Origin of the sequence: Streptomyces sp. BHT-5-2 (assembly GCF_019774615.1) — a bacterium.
In the GTDB taxonomy this organism is placed as follows: Bacteria; Actinomycetota; Actinomycetes; order Streptomycetales; family Streptomycetaceae; genus Streptomyces.
Genome location: NZ_CP081497.1, coordinates 587,680 through 598,735, shown reverse-complemented (window position 1 = coordinate 598,735; position 11,056 = coordinate 587,680). Strand labels below are relative to the sequence as shown.

At 76.7% G+C, this 11,056-nt stretch carries 6 protein-coding genes; 5 read left to right on the top strand and 1 reads right to left on the bottom strand.

Annotated elements, in window-relative coordinates; translation table 11 throughout:
* Positions 1-2: 2 nt before the first annotated feature.
* The 5 genes from K2224_RS30635 (at position 3) to K2224_RS30615 (ending at position 9,514) form a co-directional block, all read left to right on the top strand.
* On the top strand, positions 3-3,533 hold the full coding sequence (locus K2224_RS30635) for an SAV_2336 N-terminal domain-related protein (RefSeq protein WP_221910446.1): 3,531 nt from the start codon (positions 3-5) through the stop codon (positions 3,531-3,533).
* Between the two features lie 2 nt (positions 3,534-3,535).
* Positions 3,536-3,829, top strand: a complete 294-nt coding sequence (locus tag K2224_RS30630) for a hypothetical protein (protein WP_221910445.1) — start codon at positions 3,536-3,538, stop codon at positions 3,827-3,829.
* Between the two features lie 218 nt (positions 3,830-4,047).
* A complete protein-coding gene (locus tag K2224_RS30625; protein WP_221910444.1) occupies positions 4,048-6,150 on the top strand; it encodes a SpoIIE family protein phosphatase in 2,103 nt (700 codons plus the stop codon).
* A gap of 57 nt (positions 6,151-6,207) precedes the next feature.
* Positions 6,208-6,981 (top strand): uracil-DNA glycosylase, encoded by a 774-nt coding sequence (locus K2224_RS30620; protein WP_221910443.1) that lies wholly within the window; start codon positions 6,208-6,210, stop codon positions 6,979-6,981.
* 109 nt (positions 6,982-7,090) lie between these two features.
* On the top strand, positions 7,091-9,514 hold the full coding sequence (locus K2224_RS30615) for a SpoIIE family protein phosphatase (protein ID WP_221910442.1): 2,424 nt from the start codon (positions 7,091-7,093) through the stop codon (positions 9,512-9,514).
* A 15-nt stretch (positions 9,515-9,529) separates the two neighbouring features.
* On the opposite strand, the gene K2224_RS30610 is transcribed toward K2224_RS30615, so the two are convergent.
* Positions 9,530-10,948 (bottom strand): tetratricopeptide repeat protein, encoded by a 1,419-nt coding sequence (locus K2224_RS30610; protein WP_221910441.1) that lies wholly within the window; start codon positions 10,946-10,948, stop codon positions 9,530-9,532.
* Between the last annotated feature and the right edge of the window lie 108 nt (positions 10,949-11,056).

Sequence of the window (11,056 nt, the reverse complement as noted above, 5' to 3'; positions counted from 1 at the left end):
CGATGGCGGCGGAGGGGGGCGGGGCGCAGGCCGGCGAGCGGGCCGGTGACGGCGGGCGGGCCGGGCGGATCGGTGCGGCGCGGGCGGTGTTCGCCGCGGCCGGCGTCGAGCTGGACCGGCATGCGCTGCTCGACGCGCTGTGGCTGGCCACCCACTTGCCCGCCGGGCAGGACAGCGCGCCGGTCGCCCGCGCCCTGGGCCCGACCGCGCCCCGGGCCGCCGCGGGGGCGGCGAACGAACCCCCGCCGCCCGCGGCCCAGTTGGCGCCGCCGCGGGCCGCGGACGCCCCGGAGGGCGCCCCGCGCGACATCCTCCCACTGGACCGGCTGGGCGGTGATCTGCACGCCGCGCCGGCACCCGCCGCGCCCCGCCGCCGGACGGTCCGCAAGGCTCCGCCGCCCGCTCCGAGCGGTGCCGCGCTGCCGGTGCGCGCCCCGGAGGCCAAGGCGCTCGCCGGTGAGCTGCGCATCGGCCGGGCGCTGCGCCCGCTGCGGCAGCGCCGGGCCACCACCCGCTTCCAGGAGTTCGACGAGGCCGCGACGGCCGCGGCCCTGGCCGAGAGCGGGCTCCCGGACGTGGTGCTGCGCCCCGGCCAGGAGCGCTGGCTGGACCTGGTGCTGCTGGTGGACGACGGGGTGTCGATGCTGCTGTGGCGCCGGCTGGCGGTCGAGTGGCGGGGGATGATGCAGCGGGTCGGCGCGTTCCGCACGGTCCGGGTGCACGGGCTGGACACCCGCGGCCCGGACGCCCCGGTGCTGCGGGGCCGCCCGTTCGACCCGGACGCCGGCACGCTGTCGCCGTCGGTGCTCGCCGACCCGTCGGGCCGGACCCTGGTGCTGCTGCTCAGCGACGGGATGGGCGCGGCCTGGCGGGACGGTCGGCTGCACCGGCTGCTGGCGCGCTGGTCGGCCCAGGGCCCGGTGGCGGTACTGCACGCGCTGCCGCCGCGGCTGTGGCAGGGCTCGGGCATCCGGGCCGGCCGCTGGCTGGTGACGACCCGCCGGCGCGGCGCCGCCGGGGCGTCGTGGAGCATCAACGACCCGGTGCTCCCTGCCGAGTTGGCGCCGTTCCCGGGACTCCCGGTGCCGGTTCTGGAGAGCTCCGCGGGGCCCGTCGCCGCCTGGGCGCGGCTGCTGGCCTCGGCCGGCGGGACGATGGAACTGCCGCTGCTGGAGGGCCCGGTGGGCCGGGCGGCCGGGCCACCGGCGGAGGACGGCACGGACGGCGTCCGCCGGTTCCGGGCCGCGGCCTCCCCGGAGGCGTACCGCCTCGCCGCCCACCTCGCGGCGGTCTCCCCGGCCTCGGTGCCGGTGATGCGGCTGGTGCAGCGCGCGGTGGAGGCGGACACCGCCCATCTGGCGGAGGTGTTCCTCGGCGGGCTGATGCGGCCGGCGCCGGCGCCGGTGGCCGGTCCGCTGCGGGACCAGCACCGGATCTTCGACTTCCCCGACGCGGTCAGGTCCGCGCTGCTGGACGCCGTCGCGACCCCGGAACTCCTGCGCACCGGGCGGGAGATCGGCCACCGGCTGAACCAGCTCGCCGGCCGCTCCCCCGACTTCCCCGCCTGGCTCGCCCACCCCGACGGGATGGACCGACTGCCGGCCGGCTCCCGGGCGTTCTCCTCGGTGGAGCGGCGGCTGATGGCCCGACTGGGCGCCTCGTTCGCCACGGTGCCGGAGGAGGACGACGGCACGGAGCCGGTGGGCCCGGACGGCTGGCGGCCACTCTCCGCCCGCGATCCGCGCCGGCTCGGCCGGTACACCCTGCACGGCCGCCGGCTCGGCACCCGTTCCGTCGTCTACCTGGGGCGGAACGCACGCGGAGAGGAGGCCGCGCTCCGCGTCGTCCGGCCCGATGTGCCGCCCGACGAGGCACGGGCACTGCTGGCCACGGAGGCGGTCGCGCTGCGCCGCCTGGGCGGGCAGTACGCACCGTGGCTGCTGGAGGCCGATCCGGACGGCGAGCCGCCCTATCTCGCGATGCGGATCTACGCCCCGTCGGACGATCCGGATGCCGGGCCGCCACCGCAGTTGGGCGCGCTGCTGCGGCCGGAGCACGGCTCCCGGCTGCGGCGCGACACCCTGCTGTCGATCGCCTACGGCTGGCATCTGGCGGCCGCGGTGCGCCTGTGCCATCTGCAGGGCCTGGTGCTGCCGGAGTTGACGGAGCGGTCGGTGCACGTCGTCGGGCGCACGCTGATGCTGACCGGCCTGGGGCGGTGCGTCGTGGACGGGGAGTTCCGGGCCCGGGGCGCCGAGGCGGTGCCCACCATGGCGGACAACGTCCGGTCCCTCGGGGAGATCCTGCGCCGGCTCGGCGACAAGCACCGCGCGCCGCTCACCGCGGGCGGCGGGGACATGGCGCTGTGGCAGGGGGACACCTGGCGCCCGCTGCGGGAGATCGTCCTCGACTGCCTGTCCGAGGACCCGGCCGCGCGCCCGACGGCCGGTCAGGTCGCCGAGTGCTTCGCCCGGTACGTGCCGATGGCGGCGGAACTACGGGACGACCGCGGCTCGGGCGCCGGTACCGCCGCTCCGCCCGCCCCCGCGGCAGAGGACGCCGCGCCCGACGCATCCGACGGCACGGTGCCGCTCCCGCTGGACCCGCAGTCCCAGGCACGGTGGGCGGAAGCCCTGCGCTCGGCGCGGCCGATGGTCCGCCGCCGCTTCCTGTTCCGCCTGGCGGAGCGGGACGCCGACGAGCGGAAGCTGGCGGCGATCCGCACACCGCTGACGTACTGCCACCGGACCACGGTCGTGGGCGTGGACAGCGCTGTCGGCCGGCCCACCGTCACGGTCGCTCTGGGGGCGCTGCTGGCGGATGCCCGGGGCGGCGGGGTGATCGCGCTGGACGCGGGCCACGGGGTCGGCGCGCTGGACCGCCGACTGCATCTCGATGGCTACCCGGAGGCGCGCTCCGACCTGCTGTCCGCGCTGCCCACGATCCTGGAGTACGAGGAGGTGCTGCCCTTCACCGTCAACGGGCCGTCGGGACTGCGGGCGCTGCTCCGGCCCTTCCGCGGGACCACCTCCGCGGTCGCGTACGAAGTGGAGTACCGGCGGACGCTGGACCTGCTCGGCCGGCACTTCCCGGTCGTCCTCGCGGACCGGGCCGCGCTGCGCAGCGAGCCGCTCCCGGACACCGTGCTCGCCCTGAGCAGCCGGCTGATCGTGGTGGCGCGGCGGATCGGGACGGACCTGGACCGGGCCGGGCAGTTGCTGGCGGACCTGCGGAACCGCGGCTACGCGGCGCTCGCGGACCGGGCGATCCTGGCCGTCACCGACCTCCGCGGCCCGGACCGCCCGCTGTGGGACGAACGGATCCTGGAACGGTTCGGCGACCACCCCGGCGGACTGGTCCTGGTCCCCTACGACTCGCGCCTCGACGACCGGGAGTACGACGGCAAGGACGGGATCAGCCTCTCCCGGATGCGGTCCCGGACCTACCAGGCGTTCCAGGATCTCGCCGCGCTGGTGGCGGAGGACTTCGCCCCGCCCGGTGACGGAGAAGCCGAGGCGGCGGGGCCGGAGTGAGGATGCGCCGGCTGCGGAACGGGCTTGTTCAGGCGGGCGGTTCGGCCGTCCCCCGGGCGTCCCGGTCGGTGAAGGCGCAGCCGGCCGCCCAGGAGCGGACCGCCGGCGGCTTGCGCACCGTCCTGCGTGACCGGGCGATGCCGGCCTTCGCCGGCCTCGTCGTGCTCTACGCCGTGCTCTTCCAGCAGGCGTTCGCCACCCTGCCGCTGGCGATGAAGGCCACCGGCATGTCCAGCGCGCCTACGGCACGGTGCTGGCCGTCAACGGCATCGTCGTCCTCGCCGTCCAGCCGCTGATCGGCCACCGGCTGGACGGCCGCGACAGCTGAGCTGTGCGGCGCTGAGCCTGCTGGCCGCGGTGGGCCAGCTGGCCCTGGCCCCCACGCTGCGCCGCCGCACGGCCCCCTGGGCCCACGGCCGCCCCACCGCACCGGGTGGCGCCGGCGACCGGAACTGCCACCGGCGGCCCGGCGGCGTAACGTCGGCACTGTGCCGCGGCTCTGGGCAGGTGTGCCATGACGACCGGTGGGAATGGTGAGGCTCCGCTGGGTCAGGAACTGCTGCGGACGATGGCGGAGACCGGCGCCACCTCGATCATGGTCTACGAGCTGGCGCCCGACGCGCCGGTGCTGCGGCTGACGGCGCTGAGCGGCATCCCGACCCCGGTGCTGGACCCCTGGCAGCGGATCGCGCTGGCGGCCCCCATCCCGGTCGCGGTGGCGGCCCGCCGGCAGCGCCTGGTGTGGGCGGCCGGCCACCGACAGCTGGCCCGGGACTTCCCCCGGACTGCGGTGGCCCTGCCCTACGACTTCGCGCTGGGCGCGGCACCGCTGGACGACGGGACCGGCTGCCGGGGCGCGGTGGTGCTGCTGTGGCCGGCCGGGCACCCGGCGGAGCTGTCGGAGGCCGAGCGCACCGCGTTCGAGCGCGCCTGCCGGCGGCTGGCGGCGCTGCTGCCCACACCGGGCCCGCCGGACGCGCCGCTGGTGGTGCACAAACCCCCGGCCCGAGCCGTCGACCCGGCCGAGGCGCTGGCCACCGTCGACTACGTCGAACGGCTCCCGGGCGGCGGCTGCGGGCTCGACATGGAGGGACGGGTCACCATGCTCAGCACCGGCGCGGCGGCGCTGCTGGGCGTGGACGCGGCCGCGCTGCGCGGCGCCCGCCCCTGGGACGTGCTGCCGTGGCTGGCCGGCCCGGTCTTCGAGGACCGCTGCCGGGCGGCGGTGATGAGCCGCCGCCCGGCAGCGTTCACCGCCTGCCGGGCGCCGGGGCACAGGCTGACGTTCCGGCTGTTCCCGGACGGCCGCGGGGTGAGCGTGTGGATCAGCGACACGGGCGGGGAGACCGACCCGGAGGCGCACTGGCCCACGGAGGTCATGCCGCTGCGGGCCGCGCAGATGTACCACGTGCTGCACCTCGCCGCGGCGCTCACCGAGGCGGTGGGCGTCAAGGACGTCACCGACCTGTTCGCCGAGCAGATCGTGCCGGCCTTCGGCGCCCAGGCCATGCTGATGTACGCCGCGGAGGCGGGCCGGCTGCGGACCATCGGCCAGCACGGCTACGCCCAGGAGGTCGTGGAGGCGTTCGAGGGTCTGCCGCTGACCAGCGCGAACTCCCCCACCGTGGCTGCCCTGGCCACCGGCGAGCCGAGCTTCCTCGGCTCCGTGGAGGAGACCGAGGCCCGCTTCCCGGGGCTGGCGGCGCTGACCGGGATGGCGGCCCGGGCGGTGCTGCCGCTGATCGTCTCCGGCCGCCCGGTCGGCTGCTGTGTGCTGGCCTACCGGCATCCGCGGACCTTCAGCCCCCAGGAGCGGCAGGTGCTGACGTCGTTGGCCGGGCTGATGGCCCAGGCACTGGACCGGGCCAGCCTCTACGACACCAAGCAGCAGCTGGCGCACGACCTGCAGGCGGGACTGCTGCCGCACCGGCTGCCGCCGGTCCCGGGCCTGTCGGTCGCCGCCCGCTATCTGCCCTCCACCCGCGGGATGGACATCGGCGGCGACTTCTACGACCTGATCCGGCTCGACGCGCACCGGGTGGCCGCGGTGATCGGCGACGTCCAGGGGCACAACGCGGCGGCCGCCGCCCTGATGGGCCAGGCCCGTACCGCCGTGCACGCGTTCGCGGCGGCCGGCGCGGCCCCCGACGAGGTACTGAACCGCACCAACCGGCTGCTCGCCGACCTGGACCCGGAGCTGTTCACCAGCTGTCTCTACGTCCACCTGGACCTGCGCACCCACCAGGCGTGCCTGGCCAGCGCCGGCCATCCGCCGCCGGTGCTGCGCCACCCCGACGGGCACGCCGAGGTGCTGCGGGTGCCGCCCGGGCTGCTGCTGGGCGTCGCGCCCGACACCCGTTTCGCGGCCAGCCCCCTCCCGCTACCCCCCGGGGCGGTGCTGGCGCTCTACACCGACGGGCTGGTCGAGCGGCCCGGCGGCGACCTGGAGGAGGGGGTGGCGGCCCTGGCCGCCGATCTGGCCGCGGCGCGGAGCCCGGACCCCGGCGCGCTGGCCGACGCCGTCCTGACCCGGCGCGGCGCCCGCACGGAACGGCTGGACGACGTGGCGCTGCTGCTGCTCGCCCCGACGCACGACGGACCGGGCGGTGCGGCATGATCCGCCGTACCGGGAAGCGGCGCGCCCGGGACCGGCGCGCGGAGAGGAGGGGCCGGCATGGTCCGGGAGCCGAACGGTGGACCGCCGGGCACGGAGGACCGGGGGTATCCGGCGCGTGCGGCGCCGCGCTGCGGCGGGCTGCCGGCGCTGGACGCCGCGGTGGCGGAGTGCCGGGCCTGCCCCCGGCTGGTGGCCTGGCGGGAGCGGGTCGGGCGGGAGCGCCGGGCGGCGTTCCGGGACTGGGAGTACTGGGCGCGGCCGGTGCCGGGGTTCGGCCCGCCGGACGCCGCGCTGGCGGTGGTGGGGCTGGCCCCGGCCGCGCACGGCGGCAACCGCACCGGCCGGATGTTCACCGGCGACGCCTCCGGGGACTTCCTGTTCGCGGGGCTGCACGCGGTGGGCCTGGCCTCGCAGCCGACCGCCACGCACCGGGGCGACGGGCTGGAACTGTACGGGGTGCGGGTCACCGCACCGGTGCACTGCGCGCCACCGCAGAACCGGCCTACCCCTGCCGAGCGGGACACCTGCCGGCCCTGGCTGGCGGCCGAGCTGGAGCTGCTGGCGCCGGGGCTGCGGGCGGTGGTGGCGCTGGGCGCCTTCGCCTGGCAGGCGCTGTGGCCGGCGCTCGGCGCGGCGGGCTGGTCGCTGCCGCGGCCCCGTCCGGCGTTCGGCCACGGCGCCGAGGCGGTGCTGCCGGCCGGGCCGGGACGCGGGGAGCTGCGGCTCCTCGGCTGCTACCACCCGAGCCAGCGCAACACCTTCACCGGCCGGCTCACCCCGGAGATGCTGGTCGCCCTGCTCACCCGGGCCCGGGAGCGCGCCGGGCTGTGAACGGGGCGGCTGGGCGGTCCGAAAGCCCCGGGGCCAGTACCCTCAGATGGGGTAAATACCACATATAAGGCATTGGTTCAGATCGTCCGGCAGAGACGGAACGGCTGAGATGGTGGACTTCGAGGAGCACGGCCACGGCGGGCGGCGGGCGGCGCCGCTCGACATCGCCGACGCCGCCCTGGTGCTGTGCGACGCCCGGGGACGCGTGGAGGGCTGGCCGGACGGCGCCGTACGGCTCCTCGGCCACCCCGCCGCCGACGTGGTGGGGCGGGCCGCCGCCACGCTGCTGGTGCCGGGCGACGCCGCGCGGCTGTCCGGGCTCGCCGCCGAGTGCCGGGCGCACGGCGGCTGGAGCGGGACGCTCACCGCCCGCCGCAAGGACGGCGCACCCGTCGACGTCATGGTGCAGCTGGCCCGGGTGACCGACGGCGAGGGCACCGCGCACTGGCTGGTGGTGGCCGCCGAGGCGTCCTCGTTCCCGGGTTGGGAGATGAGCCGGGCGGTACTGGAGAAGCTGCTGATGCAGACGCCGGTCGGAATGGCCGTGGTCGACACCGACCTGCGGTTCGTCTGGTCCAACCTCGCACTGGAGCGGTTCGGCGGCGGCCCGGCGCAGGACCGGATCGGCCGGCGGCTGGCCGACATCCAGCCGGGCCTGGACGCCGAGGCGCTGGAGGCGCAGATGCGGCGCGTCCTGGAGAGCGGCGAACCGATCCTGGGCTACGAGCACATCGGCCGCCCGCGGTCCGAACCCGGCCACGAACGCGCCCACGCGATGTCCTTCGTCCGGCTCGACAACGGCAACGGCCGCCCCCTCGGCGTGTGTTACACCGTCATCGACATCACCGAGCGGTACCGCAACCGCCGGCGGCTGACCCTGCTGGACCGGGCCGGGACCGCCATCGGCCGGTCCCTGGACGTGCTGCACACCGCGCAGGAGCTGGCGGACGTCGCGGTGCCGGACCTCGCCGACTTCGTCACCGTGGACCTGCTGGACTCGGTGATCCGGGGCGGCGACCCGCTCACCGGCCCGCCCGGCGACGCGGACCGGGTCGCGCTGCGCCGCGGCGGCCAGCAGTCCGCCCGGCCCGGCGCCCCCGAAGCGGTCGTCGCCGTCGGCGACCTGGCGTCGTACCACGCCTGGTCCCCGCCCATACGGGCGCTGGTCGACGGCAAGTCGTGGCGGCTGGAATGGCTGGACCCGCACGGGGTGGAGTGGGCCGCGGACGTCCCCGGCGGCCGCCGGCGCGCCCTGCGGGAGCAGGGCCTGCACACCGCGATGGTGGTGCCGATCCGGGCGCGCGGCACGACGATGGGCGTCACCAGCTTCTTCCGCGGCCGGCGCCGCGAAGCGTTCGGCCCGGACGACCAGCGGCTGGCCGAGGAGTTCGTGGCCCGGGCCGCGATCTGCCTGGACAACGCCCGCCGCTACACCCGCGAACGCGAGGCGGCCCTCACCCTCCAGCGCAGCCTGCTGCCCCAGGACGTCGCCGAGCACAGCGCGCTGTCCCTGGCCACCAGCTACCGGCCCGCCGACGAACTGGCCGGCGTGGGCGGCGACTGGTTCGACGTGATCCCGCTGTCCGGTGCCCGGCTGGCGCTGGTGGTGGGCGAGGTCCGCGGGCACGGCATCGGCGCGATCGCCACGATGGGCCGGCTGCGCACCGCCGTACAGACCCTCGCCGCGCTCGACCTGCGCCCGGAGGAACTCCTCGCGCACCTCGACGACCTGGTCGGCCGGGTGTCGGAGGAGGGCGGCCAGGCCGACGCCGGCGCGGTGGGCACCAGCTGCCTGTACGCGGTCTACGACCCGGTCGGCCGCTGCTTCACCATGGCCAGCGCCGGGCACCCGCCGCCGGTCATCGTCGCCCCCGACGGCACCGCCGCCTTCGCCGAGCTGCCGGTCGGCCCCCAACTGGGCGTCAGCGGGCTGCCGTTCGAGGCCCTGGAGGTGACGGTGAAGGAGGACAGCCTGCTCGCGCTGTACACCGACGGGCTGCTGGCCGACGCGGGCGCACCGGCCGGGGAGCGGCTGCTGCGTGCGCTGTCCGCGCCGGGCGACTCCCTCGACGCGCTGGGCCGGTCGGTGCTCGACGCACTCGTCCCGCCACGTCAGCACGACGACGTCACCCTGCTGCTGGCCCGGACCCGCGGCCTGGCCCAGGACCGCTTCGCCTCCTGGGAACTGGCCGCCGACCCGGCCGTGGTGGGCCGGGCCCGCGAGATGGCCGCCCGGCAGCTCACCGAATGGCAGCTGCCGGGCCTGGAGTTCACCACCGAGCTGGTGGTCAGCGAACTGGTCACCAACGCGATCCGGTACGGGTCGGGGCCGATCCTGCTGCGGCTGATCCTGGAGCACACCCTGATCTGCGAGGTGCGCGACGGCTCCAGCACCTCCCCGTACCTGCGGCATCCGCGGACGACCGACGAGGGCGGCCGGGGGCTGTTCCTGATCTCCCAGTTCACCCACCGCTGGGGCACCCGCTACACCACCGACGGCAAGATCATCTGGGCGGAGCAGCTGCTGGGCTGAGCTGCCCGGCCCGGCTCACCCGGCGAGCGCGGCGCCGGCCGCCTGCGCCGCGGCCCGCGCCCGGGCCGCCGCCGCCCGCTCCGGCGCCCCGGCCTGCTCCTCCAGGCGGGCCTTGGCCGACCAGTTGTAGGGGCAGACCGGCCGCAGCCGGCTGCGTTCGCTGAGCAGGGTGCGGGCCAGGTCGTGGTGGCCGGCCCGCAGCGCGGCCTCGACCAGGGTGCGTTGGACCGCGTCGCGCTGGGCATGGCTGCCGCCGAAGTCGCTCAGGCGGTGGCGGATCGGCAGCAGCAGCCCGACGGCACCGGCGAAGTCCTTGCGGCCGTAGGCGAGCAGCGCCCGGCAGACGGGCAGGCCGACGTCGGCGGTCATCGCGCGGTTGGCGGGCGCCGGGCCGGCCGGGGTCCGCGCCAGCCACCGCTCGCGGTCCCGGACGAGCCGCTCGGCCCGTTCCAGGCGGCCCGCGCCGACGTACGCCATCACCGCGTGGGCGTCGTTGAAGGCGTAGTGCGGGCCGTCGTCACGGCGCTCCCAGGCGTCGGCGACCGCGGCCCAGCGGTCGTCCTGGACCTCCCCGGCGAGGTGCAGACGCCACAACAGCGCGGCCGCGTCGATGAGTTCCATCGCCACGTCCGGGGAGTCGCCGTGGTGCACCGCGGCGTCGTAGACCTCCAGGACGCGGGCGGTGTCGCCGGCCTCCATGGCGAAGAGGGCGTAGTGCCACCAGTTGTGGACGGTGAGCAGGGTGCCGTCGGACCAGGCGTCGGTGCGGGCGTCCAGGAAGCGGGTGCCGTCGCCGAAGCGGCCGCGCATCTCGTAGGTGTGCGCCACGGCGTGGATGGCCCAGACGTCCCGCGGACGCCGCTCCAGGGCGGACAGGCCGGTCTGTTCGGCGTGTTCGTAGTGGCCGTTCTCCTCCAGGCCGAAGGTGTACATGCCGAGCAGCGGGCCGTAGTGCGGGTCGTCCTCGTCCCAGGCGTCCAGCGCGCCGCCGATCCGGTCGCGCAGCCGCAGCGCGTCGCCGGTGAGGAAGTCGTGGTGGTGGCCGGCGAAGAGGGCCAGCAGATCGCGCGGGTGGGCGACGGTGATCTCGCCGAGGATCCGGCCGGCGGTGCGGAGGTCGCCGGCCAGCCACGCCTCTCCGGCGGCCAGGTGCATCCGCTCGCGCGGGGTGAGGCGGTCGGCGTCGAGACCGGCGCTGAAGGCGGCGAAGATGTCGCGGGCGGCCGCCGCGTACGCCTCCTCGGTGCCCAGCACGCCCAGATACGCGACGAGGGCGTGGCCCATCGGGGAGCGGGGCGCGGCGGTCAGCAGCGACCGTGCGGTCTCCTCGATGCGGGGACGGAAGAACAGCAGGTCGTCCAGGGCCTGTTCGTAGTGGCCGAGGGCCTCGGTGCCGGTGTCGGTCATGGCGTGCCCGTGCCGGTCGGCTGTCATGGTGACTCCTGCGGGTCGTGGGGGTTCCGCGGGATCCTGCCGGATCCGTGGATCCATCGGTACGGATCCACGGGCACATAGGTACCCCTCTCGCCCGGCTCCGCCCCG

Coding starts and splice junctions, on each gene's coding strand:
- K2224_RS30635 (WP_221910446.1), top strand. CDS start 3: ATGGCGGCGGAGGGGGGCGGGGCGCAGGCCGGCGAGCGGGCCGGTGAC.
- K2224_RS30630 (WP_221910445.1), top strand. CDS start 3,536: ATGCGCCGGCTGCGGAACGGGCTTGTTCAGGCGGGCGGTTCGGCCGTC.
- K2224_RS30625 (WP_221910444.1), top strand. CDS start 4,048: ATGACGACCGGTGGGAATGGTGAGGCTCCGCTGGGTCAGGAACTGCTG.
- K2224_RS30620 (WP_221910443.1), top strand. CDS start 6,208: ATGGTCCGGGAGCCGAACGGTGGACCGCCGGGCACGGAGGACCGGGGG.
- K2224_RS30615 (WP_221910442.1), top strand. CDS start 7,091: ATGGTGGACTTCGAGGAGCACGGCCACGGCGGGCGGCGGGCGGCGCCG.
- K2224_RS30610 (WP_221910441.1), bottom strand. CDS start 10,948: ATGACAGCCGACCGGCACGGGCACGCCATGACCGACACCGGCACCGAG.